The organism is Sphingopyxis sp. (assembly GCF_035998905.1).
Classification (GTDB): domain Bacteria; phylum Pseudomonadota; class Alphaproteobacteria; order Sphingomonadales; family Sphingomonadaceae; genus Sphingopyxis.
On the sequence record NZ_DASYHG010000029.1, the window covers coordinates 133,327 to 158,790 of the forward strand.

The 25,464-nt window shown below is 65.0% G+C and carries 29 protein-coding genes; 8 read left to right on the plus strand and 21 right to left on the minus strand.

Going from position 1 to position 25,464, the window contains the following annotated elements:
* Window positions 1-48: 48 nt before the first annotated feature.
* From VGN62_RS17820 to flgB, 14 genes are all read right to left on the minus strand, one after another.
* Window positions 49-1,122, minus strand: a complete 1,074-nt coding sequence (locus VGN62_RS17820; protein ID WP_327456373.1) for a sigma-54 dependent transcriptional regulator — start codon at window positions 1,120-1,122, stop codon at window positions 49-51.
* A 179-nt stretch (window positions 1,123-1,301) separates the two neighbouring features.
* Window positions 1,302-2,159, minus strand: coding sequence for a flagellar motor protein MotB (locus VGN62_RS17825; RefSeq protein ID WP_327456375.1), 858 nt, complete (start codon window positions 2,157-2,159; stop codon window positions 1,302-1,304).
* Window positions 2,159-3,022, minus strand: a complete 864-nt coding sequence (gene motA / locus VGN62_RS17830; protein WP_327456377.1) for a flagellar motor stator protein MotA — start codon at window positions 3,020-3,022, stop codon at window positions 2,159-2,161. The genes VGN62_RS17825 and motA overlap by 1 nt, the downstream gene beginning before the upstream one ends.
* Before the next feature lie 102 nt (window positions 3,023-3,124).
* Entirely contained in the window at window positions 3,125-3,955 is an 831-nt protein-coding gene (locus VGN62_RS17835) for a flagellin (protein WP_327456379.1), read from the minus strand.
* A gap of 13 nt (window positions 3,956-3,968) precedes the next feature.
* Window positions 3,969-5,294, minus strand: a complete 1,326-nt coding sequence (gene flgK / locus VGN62_RS17840; protein WP_327456381.1) for a flagellar hook-associated protein FlgK — start codon at window positions 5,292-5,294, stop codon at window positions 3,969-3,971.
* Window positions 5,291-5,608 (minus strand): rod-binding protein, encoded by a 318-nt coding sequence (locus VGN62_RS17845; RefSeq protein ID WP_327456383.1) that lies wholly within the window; start codon window positions 5,606-5,608, stop codon window positions 5,291-5,293. Before VGN62_RS17845 ends, flgK begins: the two co-directional genes overlap by 4 nt.
* Window positions 5,605-6,714 carry a flagellar basal body P-ring protein FlgI gene (locus VGN62_RS17850; RefSeq protein WP_414713297.1) on the minus strand — a complete coding sequence of 370 codons (1,110 nt, stop codon included), beginning with the start codon at window positions 6,712-6,714 and terminating at the stop codon, window positions 5,605-5,607. The genes VGN62_RS17845 and VGN62_RS17850 overlap by 4 nt, the downstream gene beginning before the upstream one ends.
* 16 nt (window positions 6,715-6,730) lie before the next feature.
* Window positions 6,731-7,390, minus strand: a complete 660-nt coding sequence (locus tag VGN62_RS17855; protein WP_327456385.1) for a flagellar basal body L-ring protein FlgH — start codon at window positions 7,388-7,390, stop codon at window positions 6,731-6,733.
* Window positions 7,371-8,156: a flagellar basal-body rod protein FlgG gene (flgG, locus tag VGN62_RS17860; RefSeq protein WP_327456387.1), complete on the minus strand. Its 786-nt coding sequence runs from the start codon at window positions 8,154-8,156 to the stop codon at window positions 7,371-7,373. Before flgG ends, VGN62_RS17855 begins: the two co-directional genes overlap by 20 nt.
* 12 nt (window positions 8,157-8,168) lie before the next feature.
* Window positions 8,169-8,912 carry a flagellar basal-body rod protein FlgF gene (gene flgF, locus VGN62_RS17865; protein WP_327456389.1) on the minus strand — a complete coding sequence of 248 codons (744 nt, stop codon included), beginning with the start codon at window positions 8,910-8,912 and terminating at the stop codon, window positions 8,169-8,171.
* A 35-nt stretch (window positions 8,913-8,947) separates the two neighbouring features.
* Window positions 8,948-9,775 carry a flagellar hook basal-body protein gene (locus VGN62_RS17870; RefSeq protein ID WP_327456391.1) on the minus strand — a complete coding sequence of 276 codons (828 nt, stop codon included), beginning with the start codon at window positions 9,773-9,775 and terminating at the stop codon, window positions 8,948-8,950.
* Window positions 9,776-9,788: 13 nt separating this feature from the next.
* Entirely contained in the window at window positions 9,789-10,085 is a 297-nt protein-coding gene (locus VGN62_RS17875; protein WP_327456393.1) for a flagellar hook assembly protein FlgD, read from the minus strand.
* Window position 10,086: 1 nt separating this feature from the next.
* The gene (gene flgC / locus VGN62_RS17880) at window positions 10,087-10,491 is read right to left on the minus strand and encodes a flagellar basal body rod protein FlgC (RefSeq protein ID WP_327456395.1); all 405 of its coding nucleotides are present in this window, start codon (window positions 10,489-10,491) and stop codon (window positions 10,087-10,089) included.
* Between the two features lie 2 nt (window positions 10,492-10,493).
* Window positions 10,494-10,847 (minus strand): flagellar basal body rod protein FlgB, encoded by a 354-nt coding sequence (gene flgB, locus VGN62_RS17885; RefSeq protein WP_327456397.1) that lies wholly within the window; start codon window positions 10,845-10,847, stop codon window positions 10,494-10,496.
* Window positions 10,848-11,106: 259 nt separating this feature from the next.
* Between flgB and VGN62_RS17890 the strand changes: the two genes are divergently transcribed.
* The 6 genes from VGN62_RS17890 (at window position 11,107) to VGN62_RS17915 (ending at window position 16,161) form a co-directional block, all read left to right on the plus strand.
* Window positions 11,107-11,625, plus strand: coding sequence for a flagella basal body P-ring formation protein FlgA (locus tag VGN62_RS17890; protein ID WP_327456399.1), 519 nt, complete (start codon window positions 11,107-11,109; stop codon window positions 11,623-11,625).
* A 171-nt stretch (window positions 11,626-11,796) separates the two neighbouring features.
* Window positions 11,797-12,093, plus strand: coding sequence for a flagellar biosynthesis anti-sigma factor FlgM (gene flgM, locus VGN62_RS17895; protein ID WP_327456401.1), 297 nt, complete (start codon window positions 11,797-11,799; stop codon window positions 12,091-12,093).
* Window positions 12,093-12,398, plus strand: coding sequence for a hypothetical protein (locus VGN62_RS17900; RefSeq protein WP_327456403.1), 306 nt, complete (start codon window positions 12,093-12,095; stop codon window positions 12,396-12,398). The genes flgM and VGN62_RS17900 overlap by 1 nt, the downstream gene beginning before the upstream one ends.
* Window positions 12,399-12,477: 79 nt before the next feature.
* A complete protein-coding gene (locus tag VGN62_RS17905; protein ID WP_327456405.1) occupies window positions 12,478-13,305 on the plus strand; it encodes a transglycosylase SLT domain-containing protein in 828 nt (275 codons plus the stop codon).
* Window positions 13,302-15,425 (plus strand): flagellar biosynthesis protein FlhA, encoded by a 2,124-nt coding sequence (flhA, locus tag VGN62_RS17910; RefSeq protein ID WP_327456407.1) that lies wholly within the window; start codon window positions 13,302-13,304, stop codon window positions 15,423-15,425. Before VGN62_RS17905 ends, flhA begins: the two co-directional genes overlap by 4 nt.
* Window positions 15,415-16,161: a FliA/WhiG family RNA polymerase sigma factor gene (locus VGN62_RS17915; RefSeq protein WP_327456409.1), complete on the plus strand. Its 747-nt coding sequence runs from the start codon at window positions 15,415-15,417 to the stop codon at window positions 16,159-16,161. Before flhA ends, VGN62_RS17915 begins: the two co-directional genes overlap by 11 nt.
* A gap of 37 nt (window positions 16,162-16,198) precedes the next feature.
* On the opposite strand, the gene VGN62_RS17920 is transcribed toward VGN62_RS17915, so the two are convergent.
* From VGN62_RS17920 to manD, 7 genes are all read right to left on the minus strand, one after another.
* On the minus strand, window positions 16,199-16,699 hold the full coding sequence (locus VGN62_RS17920; RefSeq protein WP_327456411.1) for a MarR family winged helix-turn-helix transcriptional regulator: 501 nt from the start codon (window positions 16,697-16,699) through the stop codon (window positions 16,199-16,201).
* Window positions 16,700-16,729: 30 nt separating this feature from the next.
* Window positions 16,730-17,143 carry a hypothetical protein gene (locus VGN62_RS17925; RefSeq protein WP_327456413.1) on the minus strand — a complete coding sequence of 138 codons (414 nt, stop codon included), beginning with the start codon at window positions 17,141-17,143 and terminating at the stop codon, window positions 16,730-16,732.
* Window positions 17,144-17,168: 25 nt separating this feature from the next.
* Complete coding sequence (locus VGN62_RS17930) at window positions 17,169-17,543, minus strand: hypothetical protein (RefSeq protein WP_327456415.1); 375 nt, start codon at window positions 17,541-17,543, stop codon at window positions 17,169-17,171.
* A gap of 61 nt (window positions 17,544-17,604) precedes the next feature.
* Window positions 17,605-18,102, minus strand: a complete 498-nt coding sequence (locus VGN62_RS17935) for a helix-turn-helix transcriptional regulator (protein WP_327457015.1) — start codon at window positions 18,100-18,102, stop codon at window positions 17,605-17,607.
* Between the two features lie 112 nt (window positions 18,103-18,214).
* The gene (locus VGN62_RS17940; protein WP_327456417.1) at window positions 18,215-18,922 is read right to left on the minus strand and encodes a FadR/GntR family transcriptional regulator; all 708 of its coding nucleotides are present in this window, start codon (window positions 18,920-18,922) and stop codon (window positions 18,215-18,217) included.
* 33 nt (window positions 18,923-18,955) lie between these two features.
* Entirely contained in the window at window positions 18,956-19,849 is an 894-nt protein-coding gene (locus VGN62_RS17945; RefSeq protein ID WP_327456419.1) for a DUF4861 family protein, read from the minus strand.
* The gene (gene manD, locus VGN62_RS17950; protein ID WP_327456421.1) at window positions 19,849-21,060 is read right to left on the minus strand and encodes a D-mannonate dehydratase ManD; all 1,212 of its coding nucleotides are present in this window, start codon (window positions 21,058-21,060) and stop codon (window positions 19,849-19,851) included. Before manD ends, VGN62_RS17945 begins: the two co-directional genes overlap by 1 nt.
* Window positions 21,061-21,279: 219 nt before the next feature.
* Between manD and VGN62_RS17955 the strand changes: the two genes are divergently transcribed.
* Window positions 21,280-22,431, plus strand: a complete 1,152-nt coding sequence (locus VGN62_RS17955) for a glycoside hydrolase family 88/105 protein (protein WP_327456423.1) — start codon at window positions 21,280-21,282, stop codon at window positions 22,429-22,431.
* A 162-nt stretch (window positions 22,432-22,593) separates the two neighbouring features.
* Entirely contained in the window at window positions 22,594-25,464 is a 2,871-nt protein-coding gene (locus VGN62_RS17960; RefSeq protein ID WP_327456425.1) for a TonB-dependent receptor, read from the plus strand.

The following is a 25,464-nucleotide window of genomic DNA, read 5'->3' on the forward strand; positions in this document are numbered from 1 at the left end:
GAGCCCCCTTTTTTTCAGCGGGTGCTGAAAAACCTGTATCGCAGCCGATCAGGCGGCCTGCTGGTGCACGCCATATTTGCGCATCTTTTCGATCAGCGTCGTGCGCTTCAGCGTCAGCAGGCGCGCGGCTTCCGAAATGATGCCGTCGGCGAGGTCGAGCGCGACGTGGATCTGTTCGAGTTCGATCGTTTCGATCTCGCGCTTGAGGTCGATCGGACGGCCCGGCGCCGGCGTCTTGGCGTGCGGCGGAGCCGATGCGAAGGGCTGCGCGGCGAAGTCTTCCGCGCTGGCCTGCGCCGCGACGGGGCTGCTGGGGACAGCGTGTCGCGGCGCAAGCGCTGCGGTGGGGTTCAAAAGCATGGCGACATCGTCGAGGCCGAGCGTCTCGCCGCCATGGAGGACGCTGGCGCGTTCCACGAAATTCCTGAGTTCGCGCACATTGCCCGGCCAGCCATGCTGCATCAGCAACGCCATCGCCGCATCGTCGAAACGGCATTTGGCGTCGGCGGGCATCTGGCGCTGGAAATGGCGGATCAGCGCCGGAATATCCTCGACGCGGTTGGCAAGGCTGGGGACCTGGAGCACAACCACGCCGAGCCGGAAGAACAGGTCTTCGCGGAATTTGCCATCGGCGATCGCAGCGCCGAGATCCTGATGGGTGGCCGAAATGACGCGAACGTCGACGGCCTTCACCTCGCTGCTGCCGACGCGGACGATCGTCCGGTCTTCGAGCACGCGGAGCAGTTTCACCTGCATGTCGAAACGCATGTCGCCGATTTCGTCGAGGAAGAGCGTGCCGCCCTCGGTCGCTTCGAAATGGCCGATGCGGCGGGCATGGGCGCCGGTAAAGCTGCCCTTTTCATGCCCGAAAAGTTCGGATTCGATCAGCTCGCCGGGGATCGCACCGCAATTGATGGCGGAAAAGGCCTGGCTGGCGCGGGCGCCTTCGTCGTGGATCGCCCGGGCGACCAGTTCCTTGCCCGAACCCGACGGGCCGCAGAGCATGACCGAAGCGTTGGAGCGGGCGACGCGGCGGATCATCTCGCGCAGCCGGCACGTCGCCGGGCTCGTCCCGATGATCAGCGCTTCGAGCGCCATGTTGTTGTTCTGCCCCACGGTCATTTCAGTCTCCACCGCGCCCCCCGTCGGCGCCCTTTCGATGGACCCAGAGATTGACGAAAGTGGTAAACAAAAGCTTATCGGACGGGTCATAACCCATTCAAAACAAAGGGTTATTGCCAAAATGGAAGTAATGAGGGCGCGATTGCGTTAACCACCTCCGAAACGCTGCCAAATTGGCATTAATTGTTCGCGGCGGTTCGCCAGCCGAGGGTGATCGAGATACGGCGATTGCGCGGATCGAATCGGTCGGTGGGGACATAGGGTTCGCGATCGGCGACCCCTTCGATGCGCGAAAAGCGATCCGAAGCGATGCCGCGAAACTCGAGATAGTGACGCGTAACCTCGGCGCGGTCGACCGACAGGCGCCAATTGTTGGTCCCGGCCTTCGCCGACCAGGGCGCCGCGTCGGTGTGGCCGCGGATCATCAGCTGGTTGGGCACCTCGGCAATCGGCGCCGCGATCTCGCCGAACAACCGCGCGCCGGCCGGGGTCAGCTGGCTGGTCCCGATCGCGAACATCGAGAAATCGGCATCGTCGACAATGTCGATACGCAGCCCCTCGGCGGTTTCGGTGAAGCGCAGGTTGCGCGCAAGGCGGCGCAGCTCGCCTTTCGCCTGCACCCGTTCCATCAGCGACTTGGCCACCTGCTGGAACTTCATCTTCTCGCTCTCGCGTCCCGAAGCTTCCTTCGGCCCACCGACCACGTCGCGCGGGATGGTGATCGACCGCGTCCCGGTCTGGCCGGCGGCGTGCGGGTAATCGTCGACCGACACGATCGAATCGCCGCCGAACATCCCGTTCGAGCCGGCGCTTTCCATCTTCGTCGTGACGATCGTCGGCGCGAAATAGTCGGCGAGCGCCTTGCGCTGCTTCTCGGTCGTCGCGCCGAGCAGCCACATCAGAAGGAAGAAGGCCATCATCGCGGTGACGAAGTCGGCATAGGCGACTTTCCATGCGCCGCCATGGTGGCCGCCGTGCGCTTCCTGGATCACCTTCTTGACGATGATCGGCCGCGGCATGTTGGGACGCGCGGCCATCAGCGGCCCCGCATCCCGTCAAAGACCTCGGCGAAGCTCGGCTGGTTGAGATGGTCGACGCCCGAACGCGCCGCCTCGATCACCAGCGGCTGCGGATGGCCGTGGAGCGAGGCGATGATCAGCTGCTTGACCGTGTGATAGATCGCGCCGTCGCTCTCGATCACCGTCTTGGCGCGCGTCGCGAACGGACCGACGAGGCCATAGGCGAGCAACACGCCAAGGAAGGTGCCGACCAGCGCCGAGCCGATCATCGCGCCGAGGACTTCGGGCGGCTTGTCGATCGACCCCATGGTCTTGACCACGCCGAGCACGGCCGCAACGATGCCGAGCGCGGGAAGCGCATCGGCAAGGCTCTGCAGGCCTTCGGCGGGCTTCATGCTGTGATGATGGTGGCTCTTCAGCGCATTATCCATCACCTCCTCGACCGCGTGCGGATCGAGCGTTCCCGACGACACCACGACGAGGCGCAGCGTGTCGCAGATCAGGTGGACGAGCGTGTCGTCCTTGAGGAGCTTGGGATATTGCTGGAAGATCGCCGAGCTTTGCGGATCCTCGATGTGCGGCTCGACCGCGACGGGTCCTTCGGTGCGCATCATCTTCATCAGCGTCGAGACGAGCAGGATGCAGTCGAGATAATCCTGCTTCTTGTACTTCGGTCCCTTGAACACTTTTCCGAGACCGCCGGCGAGCGCCTTCAGGTCGGCGCCCGAATTGCCGATGATCAGCGAACCGAGCGCCGCACCGCCGATGATCAGCATCTCGTGCGGCAGCGCGTGCATGACGGGTCCGAGGTTGCCGCCGGTCAATGCAAAGCCCCCGAAGACCAGCAGGATCAGAACGACGATGCCGATAACGGGAAACATGCGGGGCAACTCCATTCGGGACCCGGCCTGCGAAGCCGGACACCCGCCAATTCAGGGACGTCTTGATGATTAACGGCAGCGGCGCCGGAAAATTGAGGGCCGTCAGTTCAAAATATCGAACAAGGTCTGCCGGTTGATCTTTGCAAAGGCCGCCTGCGCCGCGCTCAGCGTCAGGTCCTGCGCATTGAGTTCGGCGATCGCGACCGACAGGTCGGTATCCTCGACCACCGAGCGTTCGTCCTTGAGCGTGATCCCGCGCGCGGCGAGCCCGTCGCCGATGCGCTCGAGCCGCCCGCCCGAGAGGCCGAGTTCGGCATGTTTGTCGGCGACATGGCCGATCGCGGTCGCGAGCGTATCGAGCGATGTTCCCATCGCGACCTTGTCGCCCGCCGCGATCGCGGTGGCCGCGTCGCGGATTCCCGTCGACAGGCTGTTTCCACCGAGGACAAAGACGTCGGCGGCCGCGGGAACGGGCGCAAAGCTGATATCCGAATCGAACCGCATGACGCGCGCGGTCCCCGCCGCGAACACCGGTTCGCCGTTCGAATCGCGCGTCGCGGCCAGGCTGTCGATCTCGTCGGCGATCGTGCCGAGCTCGGCGGCGATCGTGGCGCGGTCGGCGGGGCTCGCCGAATCGTTCGCGGCGGCGAGCGTGAGTTCGCGCGCGCGCACCATCAGGTCGCTCACCGACTTCATCACCCCGTCGGCCTGTGCAACCAGCGCCGACGCCGAATTGACGTTCGCCGACCAGGCGGTCATGCTCGCCTGGCTGGTGCCGATCGTCGCGATCCGCCGCGCCGCGACCGGATCGTCCGACATGCGGAGCAATTTCTTGCCACCCGAAATCTGGATCTGGGTCCGCTCGAGTTGGTCGGCGAGTTTCTGCTGGCGCGCGATCTCGCGCGTCATGCGATTGCCCACGGCGTTGATCATGATCGGGCCTTCCTTACAGCGAGCTCAAGAGCGTTTGCATCGTTTCGCGCGCGACCTGGATCGTTCGCGCCGCGGCCGAATAGGCTTGCTGGAAGCGCAGCAATTCGGCGGCTTCCTTGTCGAGGTCGACTTCGCTGACCGAATCGCGCGCCGCGGCCGACGCGTCGGCGCGCGTCGCGGCGGCGGCATCCTGCGCGCGCGCCGAAGCCACCGTCTGCGCCTGCGACGCCAGATGTCCCGACCAGCGCGATTCGGGATCGGTCGCCCCGCGCATCGCGCCAAAGGCGAGCATATTGCCGTTGCTGCCCGACGCGTTCGCCGCGGCAACCTGATCGGGGCTGAGCGCCGCGGCGGTCAGCGTCGCTGCGCTCGTGCCGGTGAACAGCGGCTGCCCCGGATTGCCGTTGGCGTCGGTGCCGGCCTGGTGCGCAGCGTTGAGCTGGGCCGCAAAATCATTCGCCATCGTGTCGAGCGCGACGCGCTGGTCGGCGACATGGTTCGCGCCTTCGGCCAGCCCGGCGAGCGAGCCGGTCGAGATCGCCAGCGGCGACCCGCCGATGCTATATGACAGGCGCCCGTCGGCGGCGGCAGTCACCGCGATCGGGTTCACCGCGCCGCCGCCGACGAGCAGGTCGCCCGATCCGGCCGCGCGCAGCGTCACCGCGCCATTATTGTCGAAGGTCGCGCTGACCCCCGCCTGCGACGACAATTTGTCGAGAAGCCGGTCGCGCTCGTCGAGCAGGCTCGCCTCGTTGGTCGATCCCGGCCGCGCCTTGCGCAGCCCGATGTTGATCTGTTCGAGCGCATTGAGATTGCTGTTGAACTGGTCGACCCCGCTCGCCGCGGCGCCCTCGATCCCCTCACCCATCTTGTCGAGCTGGTTCGCCGCGGTGCGGAAACCCGACGCGACATCGTCGGCCGATTGCAGGAACTGGCTGCGCAGCGTCCGGTTCGACGGGTCCGACGTCAACTGGTCGGCGGTGGTGAACAATTTGGTGAGGCCGGTCTTGATACCGTTGGTCTCGTCGCTGAGCGCACCTTCGACCTTGTCGAGCCACGAAAGCTTCGTCGACGAGCGTTCGGCATCGCCCGAGGTGATGCGCGAATCCTCGATCAGCCAGGCGTCGACCGAACGATCGAGGCCGCGGATGTCGACCCCGCCGGGGTTGGTGTTGCCGCGATAGAAGATCGAATTGCCGCCACCGACGGCTTCCATCATCTCCAGCCGGCGCCGCGCATAGCCGGGCGTCTGCGCGTTCGCGATATTGTCGCCGATAGTCGACAGCGCGCGCGAATAGGCCTTGAGACCGCTATAGCCGATGCCGAGCAGGTCGCTCATTGCACGCCTCCCCCGGATCGCGCGGCAAGCCCGCCGAGCTGGCCGCGGAACTGCTGTTCGACCATGTCGGCGATACCGAACTGGCGCATCGCGGCGATCGAATCGGCGGTGCGCGCATCGGCCATCTCGCGGAAATTGTCGGTCGCGCTCGATCCGAAGATATCGTCGCCAAGCTTGGCCTGCCGCATCGACGCCATCAACTGGCGCAGGATCACGGCTTCGAACGCCTCGGCCGCCTTGCGCAGCCCGCCATCGCCGCCGCCTGCGGCTGCGGGGGTCGGCGTAGCACCGATCGAAGAAATGGGGCTCGTCATATGATCACCAGTTCCGCAGTGAGCGCGCCGGCCTGGCTCAGCGCCTCGAGGATGGCGACCAGGTCGCCCGGGGGAACGCCCATGCGATTGATCGCATCGACGAGTTCGGAAAGCGAAGCGGTCGGTTTGACCAGCATCACCGGACGATAGTCCTGCTCAACCTCGATCTCGCTCGACGGCTCGATCGCGGTCTGGCCGCGGCTGAACGGCGCGGGTTGGACGACCATCGGCGATTCCTTGATCGAGACGGTCAGCTTGCCCTGCGTCACCGCGGCGGTGCCGACACGGACCGCGCCGTTGATCACGACGGTGCCGGTGCGGGCATTGACAATGACCTTGGCGGGCGGTTCGGCGCGCTGGACGCCCAGATTTTCGATCTGCGAAATCAGCCGCATGCGCTCGTCACCATTGCCGCCGGTGCGGATAGCGATGCTGGCGCCGTCGATCATCGAGGCGCTGCCAGGCAGCGCCGCGTTGATCGCATCGGTCACGCGCTTCGCATTGGTGGCATCGAACTGGTGGAGGTTGAAGGTCAGAAAGCTGGTCGTGGCAAAGCCGGTGTCGACCGCGCGTTCGACCGTAGCGCCGCCTGCGATGCGGCCGCTCGACGGGACATTGACCGTCAGTTTCGATCCGTCGGCGGCATCGACTCCGAGGCCGCCGATGACGAGGTTGCCCTGCACCATCGCATAAATCTGTCCGTCGGCACCATAAAGCGGGGCGAGCACGAGGGTGCCGCCGCGCAGGCTTTTCGACTTGCCGATCGCCGACACGGTGACGTCGAGACGCTGGCCGGGCTTGGCGAAGGGCGGCAATTCGGCGGTGATCATCACCGCTGCGGCATTCTTCAGCGCCGGGTTCACCCCGGGCGGCAGCGTCAGGCCGAAACGCGAGACCGCGCCCTTCATGCCCAGCGTCGAATAGTCGAGGCTGTCGTCGCCGGTGCCCGCGAGGCCGACGACGATGCCGTAGCCGGTGAGCTGGTTGGCGCGCAGGCCCTGGAACTGGCCCATATCCTTGATGCGCTCGGCGTGCGCCGGCGCCGCAAAGGCAAAGCTGGCGAGCAGGAGCGCGAACAGGGTGAACAGGGTCGGACGCTGGGTCACTTCAATATTCCTCGTTTTAAAAGGGGCTGATGAGCGAGAAGAAGCGCTGGAGCCAACCCTGCTGGCTGGCACGCGCAATCTCGCCCTTGCCCACGTAACGAATGTTCGCATCGGCAACGCGCGTCGACAGGACGCGGTTGTCGGGGCTGATGTCGATCGCGCGGATGATGCCCGAAATCTGGACCCGCTCGTCGCCGCGATTGAGGGTGAGCAGCTTTTCGCCGCGCACCAGCATCGTCCCGTTGGGATAGACGGCGGCGATCGTCACGCTGACTTCGCCCGACAGCGCGTTCGACTGCGACGCGTCGCCCTTGCCCTTGAACTGCTGGCCGCCGCCCATCGCGATATCGCTGGGGTTGAACAGCGACAGCGGCCCGGTGGCGGGCGGCGTCAGGCCGATATTGCCGTCGCGCTGCGTGCCCGCGGCGTTGCTTTTGGTCGCCGCGGTTCGCTCGACGAGCTGGATCGTGACGATGTCGCCGACCGCGCCCGCGCGCCCGCCCGAGGTGAGCGGCACATAGCCGCCCTGGAAGATCGAGCCGTTCGCCGGCAGCGGCGCCGGCGGCATCGGCATCGTGACCGAAAAGGCGTCGGGCGGCAGCTTGTCCTTCGCATGCGCCGCAACCGGCGCGAGCGCGAGGGCCAGCATCGCCAGCTCAGAGAGTCTGCGACGCATTTTTCAGCATCTCGTCGGTGGCGGAGATCATCTTCGAATTGACCTCATACGCCCGCTGCGTCTCGATCATGTCGACGAGTTCCTCGACGACGTTGACGTTCGATCCCTCGAGCATCCCGCCGCGCAGCGTGCCGCGGCCTTCCTCGCCCGCACCGCCGACCTGCGGCGCGCCCGAGGCCTGCGTCTCGACGAGCAGGTTGCCGCCGATCGCCTGCAGCCCCGCGGGGTTGGCAAAGCGCGCGATCTCGATCCGGCCGAGTTCGGTCATCGTGCCATCGGCACCGGTCGCCGAAACGGTGCCGTCGGCGCCGATCGACACATTGGTCGCATCTTCCGGGATCTGGATCGCCGGGGTCACCGGCTTGCCGTCCGAGGTGACGATCGTCCCGTCGGGCGCACGGCCGAAATTGCCCGCGCGGGTATAGCCGGTGCGCCCGTCGGGCATCTCGACCTGGAAATAGCCGGCGCCGTCGATCGCAACGTCGAGCCCGTTGCCCGTCGTTGCGAAGCTGCCCTGCGTATCGATACGCGCGGTGCCGTTGAGCGCGACGCCGGTGCCGAGATTGAGCCCGGTCGCATAGCGGTTCTCGGCCGACGACGGCGCACCCGGCGCGGTCATCAACTGATAGCTCAATGTCTCGAAGCTTGCGCGGTCGCGCTTGAAGCCCGTCGTGTTCACGTTGGCGAGGTTGTTGGCGATCACCTGCATCCGGAAGCCCTGGGCATCCAGACCGGTTCGTGCGACGTGCAAGGCACCGTAGCTCATTTCATATTCTCCTTAACGGGGGAGCTGCATCAGGTTGGCGGTCGCGCTGTCCATGTCGCGCGCGTCGCTGACGAGCTTGAGTTGTGTGTCCCAGCTCCGGCTCGCCTCGATCATCTCGACGAGCGCGGTGGTCGCCGCGACGTTCGATCCTTCGATCGAACGGGTGAGAAGCCGTGCTTCGGGATCGTCGGGCAGGATGCCGCCGCCCTTCACGCGGAACAGGCCGTCGAGGCCCTTGGCGATGTCCGAACCCGTCGGGGTCGCGAGCCGCAGCCGGTCGACCTCCTGCGGATTTTCGGGATCGCCGCCCTGCGGCACGACCCACACGCGGCCTTCATTGTCGATGGTCACCGCGTCGGCGGGCGGAATCGTCACCGGACCCTGCGTCCCCTGTACGGGATTGCCGTCGCCGGTGGTCAGAAGCCCGCTGGGCGAGATCTGCAGGTCGCCGCGCCGCGTATAGGCTTCTTCGCCATCCTTTGCCTGCACCACGAGCAGCGCATCGCCCTGCATCGCGATGTCGAGGTCGCGCCCCGTCGATGTGACGGACCCGGCGCGCATGTCGGCGCCGAGCACTTCTTCCGAAGCCATGGCGCGCGCGTCGAGCCCGCTGCCGTTCAGCCACAAGGACTGCGCCTCGGCCATGTCGGCACGGAAGCCCGGCGTCTGCGCATTCGCCAGATTGTTGGCGATCGCCGTCTGCCGGGCCATGCTGCCCCGCATCGCGGTGAGGCTGGTGTAGATGAGGCGGTCCATCGATATTCTCCCGGCAGGCGGCGGTCAGCGCGGCGTCAGCGCATGCCGATGATCGTCTGGGTCAGCGAGGACGCGCCCTCGATCGCCTTGGCATTCGCCTGGAAATTGCGCTGTGCGGCCATCAGCATCACCAGTTCCTCGGTGATATCGACGTTCGAACGTTCGAGCGCGCCGGCGCGGACCGCGCCCATCGGACCGTTGGTCGCGGCGTCGATCGTCGGCGGACCGCTTTCACCCGTCGATTGCCAGTGCGCGTCGCCGGTCGGGCGCAGACCCGACATCGTCGGGAAGGTCGCCATCGCGACTTTCCCGAGCTTCTGGTCTTCACCGTTCGCAAAGGTCGCGGTCACGAGGCCGTCGAGGCCGATCGAGACGTTGACCAGCGCCGAGGTCGGATCGCTCGGCGCACCCGCGGGGAGCCGCATGTCGAATGCGCCGGCCAGCGTGTTGTTCGTGACATTGCCGTTCGCGTCGATCGGCAGGAGCTGGAGCTTCGCGCCCGTCGAATCGATGATATAGCGATCGGGGGTCGGCTCGAACGAGCCGTTGCGGGTATAGGTGATCGCCTCGCGCGGCGGATCGCCCTTCACGATGAACATGCCCTCGCCGACGATCGCAAGGTCGAGCGTCTTTTCGCTCGCCTCGTACGACCCTTGCGTAAACTGCTGGGTAATGCCGTTGAGGCGCGTGCCCTGCCCCGCGATCATCTTCGTCGACTGCGTCGGCGACGAGGCGAAGATGTCGCCGAACTGTGCCTTGCTGCGCTTGAAGCCGACCGATCCGGCGTTCGCGATGTTGTTCGAGATGACCGACATATCGGTCTGCGCGCCCTTGAGGCCCGAAAGCGAAGTATAGAATGACATGGACTGATCCTTCTTAGGTGGTGGGGGGAGTCGGCGCCGGGGTGGCAGCCTTGATGTCCTTGAGCAGCTGCGTCTGTGCGGTGAGCTGCTCCGAGATTTTTGCGAGCGCGGTGTTGGTCTCGCTGATCCCCGCGAGGCTCGAGAATTGCGCCATCTGCGCAACCATCTGCTGGTTATCGACGGGGTTGAACGGATCCTGCTGCGACAGCTGCGCGGTCATCAGGCGCAAAAAATCGCTCTGCCCCATCTGCTGGCCACCCTTGGGCTGAAGCACGGGGTTGCTGTTATTGTTGATGCTGTTGACGCTCATCTTACTGTCCCATCCTGAGGGTTTCGTTGATCAGGCCCTTCGCGGTTTCGAGGACCTGGACATTGCTCTGGTACTGGCGCGCGGTCTCGACCATCTCGACCAGTTCGGCGGCGCTATCGACCGCGGCTTCCCATACGTTGCCGTCCTTGTCGGCGAGCGGGTTCGACGGGTCGTGACGCTTCGACGGCGCCATTTTCGAGGTCGTGACCTGGTCGATCTGGACCGTCGCGCGGCCCTGGCCGTCCATCACGGTGCGAAAAACCGGCTTCAGCGAGCGGAAAGCGCCCGCCTCGCTGCCCGCGACCGTTCCCGCATTGGCAAGGTTCGATGCGGTGGTGTTCAGCCGGACGAGCTGCGCCGACATCGCGCGGCCGCTGATGTCGAAGACGGAGAAATTGCCGTTCATCGTTATTCGCCCTTGAGCGCACGCGTCAGCGTGTTGATGCGGCCGGAAAGGAACGACAGGCTCGAGCGATAGGCGAGCGCGTTTTCGGCATAGGCCGTCTGCTCGGTCGCCATTTCGACCGTATTGCCGTCGAGCGACGCCTGGACGGGGACGCGGTAGGCCACCGCGCCCTCCACGGCGTTGGCGGTCGATCCGCCCTGCCGCGCGAGGTCGAGCGCCTTGGCGAAGTCGAGATCGCGCGCCTTGTAACCCGGCGTCGCTGCATTCGCGATGTTCGACGCGAGCATCATCATGCGCTGGCTGCGCAGCTGGAGCGCCGTCGCGTGCAGGCCAAAGAGTTTCTCGGATGCCATCATCAACTTCCTTTCGCCGGGGTCCGGACCGGCTGCAGCACGGACACGCGGAAAATCACCCAAGGAATTATGCAACCGCCGTGCCAAATTAGATTTTCTATTTATTTTCAGTCGTTTAATTCACAAATAACCGATGCCACAGCGAGGCTCGTCAAAAATCCGACGACACCGCGCCTTGCCGCACGCAACCGCGCACCAAAGCGCGACTGGCACGCTTCCTGCACAATATCGGGCGAGCCATTGGACCCGAAGGAGATCGACCGTGTCCCGCAAGACCCCCACCCGCTTCGCCTGCCTTGCGGCGTGCCTTGTCGCCGCCCCGACCGCCGGACACGCGCAGCAGGCCAATGAGGATTGGCAGGCCATCGACGCGCTGACCAACATGGTGGCGGCCGCGATGGGCCAGAGCGCGGCCCCGATCGATCGCCGGATCAAGCTGGCGCGCTGCCCCGAACAGGCGTCGGTCACCGCGATCGATGCCCAGACGCTCGCGGTGCGCTGCGCGCCGCTCGGCTGGCGCCTGCGCGTGCCGATGACCGGCCCTGTCGACGCCGCCCCCGCGGCGGCAGGCTTTGTCCGCCCGTCATCCGGCGCCCCCGTGATCCGCCGCGGCGACAATGTCCGCGTGACGATCGAGACACCGAGCTATTCGATCAGCTATGCCGCGATCGCAACCCAGGACGGCCGCCTCGGCGAAACCATCGCCTTGCGCGGGAACGACGCCAAATCGTCGCTCAGCGCCACCGTCACCGGCCCGGGCCGCGCGCGCCTCGACAACTGATTTACGCACCTTCCGCCTAACCATCGGCCCGGGGGCTGTCGGCATTCCGACGCCGCCGGGCCTTTCTTTTGCCTTTTTGCGGCCAGTCGCCTTAATCGCGGCATACACCGTCCGTTAAAGCCTTCGTGAACCGCGTCGTCACTTTTCTGACGGCATCGGATGGAGGCTTTTATGTCGGGTGACAGCAAGATCGGACCAGTCGGCGGCATCGGCCGCGCCGTCCCGTTGCGCCGGGTCGCCAGCGAGACGGCGGCACCGATGCGCGCTGCGGCGCAGCTCCAACCGACGCCGGACAGCCTGCCGACCGCACGGCTCACGCGCCTTGCAAGCAGCCTCGCCGACCAGGCGCCACCGGTCGACGTCGCGCGCGTCGCCGCGCTCCGCACCGCGATCGCCGGCGGCAGCTATGGCGTTCATCCCGCGATCATCGCGAGCGCGATGCTCGATTTCCACGGCGGAGCCGATTGATGCTTTCGCAAATGGACGAAATACAATCGCGGCTCGACACGCTGGTCGGCGCGCTCGACGGGCACGATGCCGGCGCCATCATCGCCGCCACCGAAGAACTGGCTACCGCGGTAATCCTGTTTCGCGGCGCGAGCATCCCCGCAGGTAGCGAGCTTCGCGCGCGGACGCTGATCGGCCAGACGCTCGGACGGCTGGAGGCGGCAGCAGTGCGCGTCAACATCCTGAAGGACTGGACGCGTCAGAGGATTGACAGGAGCCATGAAATCCGTGGCACCCATCATCGCGGCGCCGCTTTAAGATACTGATAACCATGTGATTTCATGCCGTTTCGGGGAAATGGCACGATGATTGCTTTTGTTCTGCTGAACCAGCGGAACGACAGCCATGAACGCAATCAACAATCCCCAGGGCCCATCGCGCATCGCCGCACCCGTCATCGATGCGGTGCAGAATGCGTCGGCGCGCTCGGGAATCGATTTCGATTATCTGGTCGACGTCGCGCGCGTCGAAAGCGGGTATAACCCGACCGCGAAGGCGCCGACATCGTCGGCGCGCGGGCTGTACCAGTTCACCAAGCAGACCTGGCTCGCGACGCTCGACCGCCATGGTGCGAACCACGGGCTCGCTTGGGCGGCCGACGCGATCGGCCGCGACGCATCGGGCCGGCTGACGGTGACCGACCCGACGCTCCGCCAGCAGATTTTCGACCTGCGCGACGACCCCGCCGCGTCGTCGAACATGGCCGCCGCGCTGACCGGCGACAATCGCGACTATCTCGAAAGCCGGATCGGCCGCAGCGCCGAACCCGTCGACCTCTATCTCGCGCATTTTCTTGGGTCGGGCGGCGCCGCCAAATTCCTGTCGGCGCTCGAGGCGAACCCCGACCAGCCCGGCGCATCGATGATGCCCGAGGCCGCAGCCGCGAACCGATCGGTCTTCTATGCCCCCGACGGCAGCATGCGCAGCCTTGCCGAGATCCGCGAACGCTTTCGCGTGAAACTCGAGGACGGCGGCAAGATCGAAAATATGAAACCCTTCGCCCCCTCGGGCTGGCACGCGCAGGCGAGCAGTTCGGCAGGCCTCGCGGGCTCGGGCGGGGGGCGCCCGCCACTTCAGATGATGGATATCCAGCCTATGCCGAAAAAGCTCTCGATGGGCTTTGCCGCCGATGCCTATCGGCGGCTCGCCACGCTTTCGGGAGGCGCGGCATGACCGGCGGCTTCAACCTCGGCAACATCGGCCGCATCGCCGGCCTCTCGGCGCTGCCCGCAGGAATGTTGATCCTCGTCGGGCTGATGGTGATCCCGGTTTCGCCGTTGATTCTCGACATCAGCTTCGTCGCCAACATCATGATCAGCCTGCTCATCCTGATGGTCGCACTGCAGGCGTCGAAACCGCTCGACTTCTCGGCCTTCCCGACCGTGTTGCTGCTCGCGACATTGTTCCGGCTCGCGCTCAACGTCGCCTCGACGCGCGTCGTGCTCGTCCACGGCCACGAAGGGACGGCGTCGGCGGGGCATGTCATCGAGGCGTTCGGCCAGGTGCTGATCGGCGGCGACTATGTCGTCGGCCTGTTCGTCTTTTTCGTCCTGATGATCATCAACCTGATCGTGATCACCAAGGGCGCGGGCCGCGTGTCCGAAGTGTCGGCGCGCTTCACCCTCGACGCCTTGCCGGGCAAGCAGATGGCGATCGACGCCGATCTCAACGCCGGGCTGCTGACTCCCGAAGAAGCGAAGGCGCGCCGCGTCGAAGTCGCGACCGAAGCCGATTTCTACGGCTCGATGGACGGTGCGTCGAAATTCGTGAAGGGCGACGCGGTCGCGGGCCTGCTGATCCTGTTCGTCAATATCGTCGGCGGGCTCATTCTCGGCATCTTCAGCCACGGGCTCAGCTTCTCCGAAGCGGGCAGCACCTATGTCACGCTCGCGATCGGCGATGCGCTCGTCGCGCAAATTCCCGCGCTGCTGCTGTCGATCGCCGCCGCCGCGATCGTCACCCGCGTCGCCTCGCCCTTCGACCTTAGCGGCCAGATCGGCAGCCAGTTCGCCTCGCCCGCCATCTGGATGGCGGTCGGCGGCATCCTGTTCATCCTCGGCCTCGTCCCCGCGATGCCGCAGATGCTGATCCTGCCCGCGGCCGCGCTGTCCTTCGGTATCGGCTGGCAGCTGCGCCGCAGCGCCGCCGCGGTCGCCGACCTGCCCGAGCCGGCGGCGCCCGCGCCCGACCCGTCGCACATCGAATGGGCGGACGTCAGCGACGCGAGCGCGTGCCAGCTCGAGATCGGCTATGCGCTCGTCAGCCTCGTCGACGAACGCAAGGGTTCGCCTCTGATGACGCGGATCACGGGCATCCGCCGCCAATTGTCGAAGGAGCTCGGCTTCGTCGTCCCGCCGGTGAAGGTCACCGACGACCTGTCGCTGCCGGGCAATGTCTATCGCATCTCGGTCGCCGGGGTGATCGTGGGCGAGGACGAAGTCTTCCCCAACGAAATGCTCGCGCTCGATTCGGGCGACCTCGTCACCAAGGTCACGGGGCGCCCGTGCAAGGACCCGACCTTCGGCCTCGACGCGCTGTGGATCCCGAAGGCGATGCAGAATGACGCGATCGCCGCGGGTTATACCGTCGTCGACCCGGCGACCGTGGTCGCGACGCACCTCAACAACAGCATCGTCGGCGCCGCCGCCGAACTGTTCGGCATCGACGACGCGCAAGCGCTGATCGAAAATCTCAAGATCCATTATCCGCAGCTCGCGCAGAATCTCAGCCCGCAGGGCTATGCGCTGCCGCGCGTCGCTAGCCTGTGCAAATCCTTGCTCGTCGAACGCGTGCCGCTCCGCGACTTCCGCAAGATCGCCGAGGCGATGGTCACGCTGTCGGGCCAGCAACTCGGCGAGAGCGACCTCGTCGAGGCGGTGCGCCAGCGCATCGGCGCGCTGATCGTGCAAACGATCGTGCCCAGCCGGATGCCACTTCCCGTCGTCACTTTCAGCCCCGAGGTCGAGATGCTGCTCAACCAGGCGGTGCGCGCCAACCCCGCCGCCGAATGGCCGTTCGAGCATGGCATGGCGATGACGATCATCGAACAGGTCGGTCAGGCGGTCGAACCCTTGCTGCTCCAGACGCGCAGTTTCGCGCTCGTCGCCTCGCCGATCTGCCGTTCGGCGCTGTCGCGGCTCGTGCGCGCCACCTTCCCCGACGTTGCCGTCATTTCCTACCTCGAAATCCCGGCGAACAAGCAGACCGAAATCGTCGCGACGATCGGCGCCGAAGTGCCGCGCCTCGCGAACGGGGCCGACGCCCACATGGAGGACCAACCGCATGAGAATTGAGCCCGCCGAGCAATTTGCCGGGACCGTCGGACGCGCTCCGCGCGCGCGCGGCTATGGCGAAAGCGTCGAGGCGCTGGTCGAGGAATATTCGCCGCTGGTCCGCAAGATCGCGTGGCAGGTGTTTTCGCGCGTGTCGCGGACGAGCGAACTCGACGACCTGATCCAGACGGGGCTGATCGCGCTGATCGAGGCGAGCCGCCACTATGAAGAGCGCGGGTTCGCGTTCGCCACCTATGCCACGACCCGCATCCGCGGCGCGATGATCGACCAGCTGCGCCGCGAAGCCGATGTCGGCCGTTCGGCGATGACCGCGACGAAGCGGATCCAGGCGATGCGCGGCACGCTCGAACAGCAGCTGATGCGTGCACCGACCGCCGCCGAGATGGCGGTCGCGTTCGACATGTCGGCGGAGGATTATTTCGCGCTCGAACGCAATGCGACGCACGGCCGTTCGACCTCGCTCGACGAGCTGACCGACATCGGCGCTTTCCTCGTCGCCGACGAGGGCATCGGCGCGGGCGAGAAATGCGAGCAGGAGGATTTGATGGGTGCGCTGCGCCAGTGCGTCAGCCGCCTGTCCGAGCGCGAGCAGATGGTGCTGCAGCTCTATTTCTTCGAAGAGCTCAACCTGCACGAGATCGGGCTGACCCTCGACGTCAGCGCCGCGCGGATCTGCCAGATCAAGCGCGAGGCGATGATCAAGGTCGACCGCATGATGCGCGAGATGACCGAATGACCCGCGCGGGCGGCCGGGCCTGCCGCCTTCGGGACCGTCAGGCCGCCAGCGTCTGCCCGGCCTGCCACGCGGCACCGACCTTGTCGAAATAGCTCGCCATGCGTTCGGTGCCGACGTCGGTCAGCCGAACGATCGTGCGGCGGCGGTCGCGCTCGTCGATCGCACGGTGGACCAGTCCCAGCCGTTCGAGCGCGCTGATCATGCGCAGTCCCGACGACAGCGGAACCCCCGCGCCGGTGGCAAGGTCGCTCGCGCTGAGCACGCGTGCGTGCGTCCCGGCCAGCATCAGGTCGAGCATCATGTCCCATGTGGGGCCCGACATCTCCGCGGTGCCGAAATGGCTGCGGCGGATCCGCCGGATCTGGATGCTGAACGACAGCTGGTCGAGCAGCCCCGCCGTCAGTGGCGCTTCGCCCCGCGTGCCGGCTTCGGCCCGCACAGGACCCACCGGCTCTTCGGCACGGCCGGCGAGCAGCTCCTGAATCTGGTCGACACGCGATTTCAGCTCGGCAATTTCTTGGTTCGAAAATTGCTGCATGTAGTGATGCCCCCTGGGGAGCCACGAACACTAGGCTGCGACGTCGTTCCGCCGACTGGACGATCCCGATGCGTAGATGATCAGCAACAGGATCGGGTACGATATATAGACTGAGAGGAGCGAATAGGGTCGCGCCAATATCTCCGAGAACATGAACTTCTGGATGTGCCCGAAAATGGCGATGAGCTGCCATCCGGTGATCCAGTAGGGCCAGAAACTGTGCGCTTTCATGGCGATGAGCCAGAAACTCAGCAGAACCAGCATGTCGATAACGAAGATATTAAACTCAATATCGGTCCAGGTCGGGAAAGGTGTCACGGCACTGGTGAGGACCGAGGCGATCAATGCTGTATAGGCTGCCCAGCGTTCCAGCGGCCCGCCGCGTCGGATCGCGACGGCCACCGTGATGAACAGCACAACATAATAGATCGCCACGGACCACATTGTGGCTATCAACCTTTCTTGCGGATCAACCGGCCTTCGCGAACGCGGGCGCGTCGACGCCCGAGCGATCGTTGCTGCCTTCGTCGACCAGCTTGGCAGCCGCCGGTTTGACGCCCGCGCCGAACATCCGCGTGCCGAGGCCGACTTCCTTCTGCGTCACCGTCAGCGCCAGATGCGCGTCGGTCAGGAGCTGGCGGACCTCGCCGGCGGCGGCGAGAGCATGGGCGACCTTCGCCATCGCTTCCTGCCCGACGATCGCCGACATGTTGGTTTCGCGGCGCGCGGTGGGCAGCGTCGCGGCAAGCTGGGCGATACGGATCATCGCTTCGTCGATGGCGTCTTCGGCCAAATGCAGGTCGGAAGCGATCTTCTTTGCTGCAGAAACTCGTTCGTTCAGCATCTTCTTTTTCCTTGAAAAAGAATGCTACCGGTTTCCCCCCCGCAGCATTCGGTTCGAACATTCAGGTCATCACACGACCGAGTCCGACAAGGATCGAATAGAGGGCGGAAAAGGCCAAAATCGTCGCGAATGCGATCAGGATCGGCCAGATTATCCTTTCCATCAACCCATGCCGGTTGGCCGGCTGGGACGCGGTCGGAAATGGCGAACCAATATCGAATAATCGCCGAAACGAACTGCGCCCCGGCTTGGCATCGTCGGCGGGGGTAACCTCGCCTAGGTCGATCAATTGATATGTCAAAGGCTGATAAGGGGTAACATGATCGAAGACACCGTTAACAGCCAGGATGCGCGCTGCCTCTATCCTGTTAGAAACATTAAGTTTCTTTAACACACGCCGCACGCGTTCGTCGACCGTGTGCGGCGAGACATTCATCAGGCGGGCGATCTGCTTGGAATTTTTGTGCTCGTAAACGTGCCGCAACGTTTCAATCTGCGCCGCCGACAGCAGGCTGATGTAATTGTCGGGGTCGCCGTGCACGGGGTTGGAATAGAGCATCACGAGTCGAAATCAAGGTCGGTAGATAGCTAATTTCCTGCCTGCCCCATTCCCGGCCATGCGCCCGCACGTCCGTGCGGGCCGTAACAGCCCCGGATGATGTGGCTCTTCGCTATTGTGCTTCCTTCAGGGTGCGATAGCGCAAGATCGATTTTTCGATATGGCGCCGCGCCGCGCGCCGCGCCGCGGCAGGATCGCCCGCCTCGATCGCGACGACGATCGCCTCGTGATCGCGATTGATCGTATGCGCATAGCGCTGGTGCTGGACCGGGTCGTCGCCTTGCAGGTACAGCCGCCGCGACGGGACGAGGCGCACGCCGAGGAACTGGGTGAAGCGGAGGAAATAGGGGTTGCCCGTCGCGCTGGCGATCGCCGCGTGAAAGGCTGCATCGGCGGCGACAGAGGCGTCGACGTCGCTGCTTTTTTCCATCGCGTCGAGCGTACGGTGCAGCTCGACCAGGTCCTTGTCGGTGCGGCGCCGCGCAGCAAGGTCGGCCATCTCGGCCTCGAACCCCATGCGCATTTCGAGAAGCTTGAGCACATCGTCGATCTCGCCGACTTCCTCGGCGGTGACCTGGAACGCACGATATTGCGCACCGTCGGGGACATAGGCGCCCGACCCGCGCCGCGATTCGAGCAAGCCGCGCGCCGCGAGCCGCGAATAGGCCTCGCGCACGACGGTGCGGCTGACACCGAAATCTTCGGTCATCGCCTTTTCGGTCGGAAAGCGCGATCCGGGCGGCATTTCGCCCGTCTCGATCCGTTCCTCGAAACGCTGGACCAGATCGTCCGCCAGCGATGCCGCCTTGGTTGCTACCATGGTTGACGCGTTATCATTGCGTTTCAAAACTGGCTAGGGCCGGAAATCGGGGCGCTGCGCATCGACATAGCTATTCCAGCCGCCCTGCGTCGCGAAGTCGCCGCCGCGGTCCCACGCCGCGCCGCTGTAATATACGAAGGGCTGCCCCGGCAGGATGCGCACGAGGATGAGGTAATTGTCGGCATCTTCGGCAAAACCGGCAAAGGCGGCCGGGTCGACGATCACCGCCGCCGCCATCCGCCCCTTTTCGCCATCGGCCGGCCCCCACCAGACGAGCCGCGCCCCCGCCTTATCCTTCTTCACCTCGCCCAGCTTGCCGCCGCCCACCGGCCGCTTCGAAATGCCGATACCGACGACCAGCTCCGCATCGCTGCTCGACGCGATGGTCGAGGTCATGCGGGTGAAATTCGTCCCCGCGGGCAAGTTGAAGCGGCGCGTCTCGCGCACCGTCCGCATGACATCGACCGGCCAGGGATCGTAATCGACAGAGAAATCGGCGACATCGGGCCCCGATCGCAGGATGCGCGGCCGCACATAGTTGCGCGAGGTCCACAGCTTGTTGTCGTGCCAGATGCCGAGCCCGCCGACCCCGCGCCCGGTGCCGACATTATAGAAATCGATGCCTTCGCCATGGTCGGCATGTTGGTCGCCGGTGCGGAGCTGGCGGTCCATGAAGGGCCAGCGCACGCGCTTGCCCCACGCGTCGATCCCCGACGACGAAGGCGGCTCGGCCGCTTCCAGCGCGCGGCCATAGATGCGGTAGGCGATGCGGTCGTTTTCCCAGAGCAGGTCGTCGAAGCGATAGTCGGCGATTGTCACTGCGGTGCGCGCTTTCTGTTCCTCCGCCGTCGCCGACCGGAGCGGCTGGTGCTCCTGCGCCGCCGCAGGCACCGCCAGCAAGCCAAGTGCGAGGATTGCCAACCGCATCACCAACTCCACATCGTCCCGTCCTCGAGCCGGTTCACCGGCAGATAGGCGCGGGCATAAGGGAATGTCTCGGCGAGCGCCTCGTCGATATCGACGCCCAGCCCAGGCACATCGCCCGGGTGGAGCATCCCGCCCTCGAAGCGATATGCGTGCGGGAACACCGCGTCGGTTTCCGCCGTGTGGCGCATATATTCCTGCACCCCGAAATTCGGGATCGACAGGCCGAGGTGCAGCGCCGCCGCCATCGTCACGGGCGACAGGTCGGTCGCGCCATGGCAGCCGGTGCGAATCTGGTAGAGGTCGGCAAGCGAGGCGATCTGGCGCATATGGGTGATGCCGCCCGCGTGGAGCACGGTCGCGCGGATATAGTCGATCAGCCGGTTCTCGATCAGCGCCTTGCAGTCCCAGACCGACGAGAAGATTTCGCCGACCGCGAGCGGGGTCGTCGTATGCTGGCGGATCAGGCGGAACGCGTCCTGATCCTCGGCCGGGGTCGCATCCTCGATCCAGAAGGGGCGATATGGTTCGAGATCCTTGCCGAGCCGCGCCGCCTCGATCGGGGTCAGCCGGTGATGGACGTCATGGAGCAAATGGACGTCCCAGCCGAGCGCCTCGCGCGCCGCTGCGAACAATTCGGGGACGACGCGCATATATTTCGCGGTCGACCAGATATTCTCGGTCGGCAGGTCGTTGTCGGCGGGTTCGTAGAAATAGCGGTCCTTGCTGACGCCATAGGTTGACGCCATCCCCGGCACGCCACATTGCAGCCGGATCGCCTTATATCCCTGCCGCTGATAATCGAGCGCCGCATCGATCGTGTCCTCGATGCTCGCGCCATTGGCATGGCCATAGACCATACACCCCTCGCGCGCCGCGCCGCCGAGCAACTGATAGACCGGCAAGCCGGCGACCTTGCCCTTGATATCCCACAGCGCCATGTCGACCGCGGCGATCGCCGCCATCGTCACCGGGCCGCGGCGCCAATAGGCACCCTTGTAAAGATATTGCCAGATATCCTCGATCCGGTGCGCGTCGCGCCCGATCAGGCACGGGACGACATGCTCCGAAAGATAGCTTGCGACCGCAAGCTCGCGCCCGTTGAGCGTCGCATCGCCGACGCCGGTGGTGCCGTCGTCGCATTCGATCTTCAGCGTCGTGAAATTGCGGCCCGGCGAGGTCAATATCACCCGCGCTGACACGATCTTCGGCATTCGATCCCCTCTGGGCATATGGAGTAGTTGTGTGACAACCTTATTGACACTCGATCAAAAAGGAAAGACATATGTCACCGGTGTCAAGGCCAAAGGCCGTCACCTCTGAGGGAGAGGAAATAGGATGCGCAGCGCCGGATGCTCCCCGCATTCGGTGAAACCGCACCGAAGCGCTTCTCCTTTCGCCGGCCACCCCCTCGATCCCGCAAAGGAAATGACATGCCGCTGAGCCTGCTTGCCCTGATGATGACCAGCCCCGCAGCCGCAGCAGCTCCGGCCGAACCGGCGATGCCCCGGCCCGCTGAGATCCTTGAGCAGACGCGCCGCGTCGCCGACTGGCAGCTCGCGAACCGCACCAACTGGGCGACGATGCCCGCGGCGCGCAAGAGCGTCCGCGACGTGCGCGACTGGCAGCAGGCAACCTTCTGGGTCGCGCTGACCGAACTCGCGAGCCGGGACAGAAGCTATGCGAAGCCGCTGCTCGAACTCGGGCACACCGAGGGATGGCAGATGGGCGACCGTCCCTATCATGCCGACGACCAGTTGATCGGGCAGGCGTGGTTGTGGGCGGCGCAGAATGGCGGGGGGAAGCAGGCGGCCGTACCGATGCGCGCCTATTTCGACCATTTGCTCGCCAACCGCCCGACGATCGGCCTCGAAGTCATTCCGGTCGCGCCCGGCAAGGGGACCTCGACCTGCACCGACCGCTGGTGCTGGTGCGACGCTTTGTTCATGGCGCCGCCGACGATGCTCCGCCTCGCCAAGGCGACGGGCGACAAACGCTACGCCGATTTCGTGCACGAGGAATGGAAGGCGGCGACCGACTATCTCTTCGACCCATCCGAACAGCTCTATTTCCGCGACAGCCGCTTTTTCGACATGCGCGACATCAAGGGCCGCAAGCTGTTCTGGAGCCGCGGCAACGGATGGGTGATGGGCGGCCTCGTCCGCGTCCTGCAGGTGCTGGACAAGAAGGATCCGCAGCGCCCCTATTATGAGAGGCTGTTCAAGGACATGTCGGCCAAGCTCGTCACGCTGCAAAAGGCCGACGGCTATTGGCCTGCGTCGCTGCTCGACAATGATCCGGGCACCCCGCCCGAAACGAGCGGCACGGCCTTCTTCACCTATGCCTTTGCATGGGGCGTCGACAATGGCCTGCTCGACCGGCGCGTGTATGAGCCCGCAGCAGTGCGCGGGTGGCACGCGCTGCAAGACGCGGTGCAGCCCGACGGGATGCTCGGCTGGGTCCAGCAGGTCGGAGACCGCCCCGACAGCGTGTCGGCGAAGGAGACGCAATTTTACGGCAGCGGCGCCTATCTGCTCGCCGGCACCGCGATGTACGACCTGTCGAAGAAGCGCATAAAGCGTTGATATAGAAGGGATGGCCTGCCTCAACCGGCCCCATGACACTCGTGATTGACTTACCCTCGCAAAGTTGTATTACATTTCGCAAGTTGTATTACATCTAAGATTGACACCGGTATCAACCGGGTCGCGCCTCCGGCAGCGGCGGTGCCAAAAAAGGAGAGGGAAATGACGTCACCATCGGCCTTGCCGCCCCGCGCCGCGCTGCTGGCATCCGCCGCATTGTTCGCCGCCCTGCCGGCACAGGCACAGGAAGCGCCCGCCGCAATCGAAGGCGAGCAGGCCGCAGCAATCGATGGCGGCGACGAAATCCTCGTCACCGGCACGCGCGCGACGCAGCGCAGCTCGATCGCGTTCAAGCGCGATGCCGACATCGTCGTCGACGGCCTTGTCAGCGACGAAATCGGCGCGACCCCCGACAATTCGGTCGGCGACACGCTCGAACGCATCGTCGGCGTCTCGGCCGACCGCTTCAAGGGCAACGCCAACGAACTGTCGGTGCGCGGCCTCGGCCCCACCCTCAGCTTTTCGACCTTCAACGGCCGCGAAGTGTCGACTGCGGGACCCGACCGTTCGGTCGCCTTCCAGCAATTCCCGTCCGAACTCGTCAACGGCGTGCTCGTCTACAAGACACAGCGCGCCGACTTCCTCGAAGGCGGGGTCGGCGGGATCATCGAGCTCAAGTCGATGAAGCCGCTCGATTACGGCAAGCGCCGCATCCAGTTCGAGGTGCGCGGCGATTTCCAGCCGCAGGACAATGACGTCTACCAGCACGACGGGCTCGGCTATCGCGCCAACTTTTCCTACACCGACCAATATTCGACCGGGATCGGCGATATCGGCATCTCGATCGGCTACCAGCGGCAGGACACCGCGGCACCCGAAGATTATTACAACGCCAATTCGACCTTCCAGCTGTGCAACACCGCGGCAACCAACGGCGCGACCAACGCGCTGAACTGCACCTTTGCCGCCGCCCCGCGCAACGCGAACGAGACGATCGTCGATCCCTATTTCGCCAATTCGTCGCGCAGCTTTCGCACCCAGCGCACCTCCGAGGTCCGCGACGGCCTGATCGGCGCGATCCAGTGGCGGCCGTCGCCCGATTTCGAGATTGCGCTCGACGGGCAATACTCGAAGCGCAACAGCCTCGAAGATCGTAACGTCCTCGGCATCACCGAGGGGCTGCGCGGGGTCCAGCCGCTGGTGATCGGCAACGAGAGCAACGGCTATTCGCGCGGCGCACTGATGAGCTATCGCGGCAATTCGAACCTCGAAAACCAGCTCGAAACGCGCCAGCGCAACGAGGAATATCTGGGCGGCGGCGTGAGCCTGATCTGGTCGCCCGACCGCTGGAACGTCGCGTTCGATGCTTCCTATTCGAACAGCCACCGCACGGAGACACAGAAGCAGACGCGCATGCGCTCGACGCGCCGCGTCGGCTATACGCTGACCTATATGGACGACGATGTCGTGCCCGTCGTCGCGTTCGACAATTTCGACATCACCGACCCCGGCCTGTTCCTCGCCAACGCGAACAACGCGGTCTATGCGCGCCGCCGCTTCGTCACCGACCGCACCGACCGCATCTGGGCCGCCCGGCTCGACATCGACCGCGAGTTCGACGGCTTCATCACCGGCGTGAAGTTCGGCGGCCGCGTGTCCGACCATCACCGCACCAACGACAATGCCCGCAACAACGACCTCAACACGATCCCCGGCAATGCCGCGACGGTAACCGCGCTGATCACGCAGGCGAACCAGCAGTGCCGCACCCCCTTCACCACCACCAGCTATATGAAGGGCATGGGGACCAACGTCACCCGTTGGGCGAGCTTTGACAATGACTGCCTGTTCCGCACCTTTGCCGGCAGCGACGACGCGCTTCCCTATCCCGCCGACGGCCGCGACCCGAGCGATATCGACGTCACCGAACGCATCTACGCCGCCTATGCGATGGCGAATTTCGAATCGGATGCGGGCGGCGTACCGTTCAGCGGCAATATCGGGCTGCGCTGGGTCAAGACTGACATCACGTCGATCGGCTTCCGCCAAGCCTATCGCCTCACCATCGACACCGTGGGCGACGATTATTCGATCGCGATCGATCCGACGCAACCACTGTCGACCAACACCGGCAAGGGCAGCTACAATTATTTTCTGCCGAGCGCGAACATCGCCTTCGACCTGTCGCAAGAGGTCAAGCTTCGCCTCGCGGCCTATCGCGCGATCGCGCGATCGGGCATCGAAAGCTTCGGTGCGGGGATCAGCCTGACCCCGACGGTCGATGCCATCGGCGTGAACAATATCATCTTCAACGCGACGACCGGTAACCCGAATCTCAAGCCGCTGCGCGCGTGGAATATCGACGCCAGCCTCGAACTCTATGCCTCGCAGGACACGCTCGTGTCGATCGCAGGCTATTATAAATGGGCGAAGGGCACCGTCATCGGCCGCTCCGAGCCGATCCCGACCGACATCACCGTCACCACCATCCGCGACAATGGTGCGCCGGTGACCGAGACCTTCACGATCAACCCGGTCGCGCCGTCGAACGACCTCGAAACGCGGCATCTTTATGGGGTCGAGGCGACCGCGAGCCACGCCTTCACCTGGCTGCCCGATCCGCTCGACGGCTTCGGCGTCCAGGGATCGGTCAACCGCGCCTTCGCCAATTTCGAATATCCCGACACCTCGCCGATCGCCGCCTATGTCGACCCGGCGAATTTGATCGGGCTGTCGAAATGGACCGCAAGCGGATCGGTGTGGTTCGAAAAATGGGGCCTCTCGCTCCGCGCCAACCTTCGCTACCGCTCGGGCTATTACAAGCCGAACGGCGGTACCAACCGCGAGATCCGCGGCGGCACCTATCTCAACCTGTCGGCGCAGTACGACCTTACGAAGAATGTCCAGCTCAAGCTGCAGGCGCTCAACGTCACGGGCACCGAGGACGTGATGTACAAGGGCGGATACGACAGCATCGCCGAAGTGTCGCGCGGCGGGACGCAATATTTCTTCGGTTTCCGGGTCCGCCTGTGA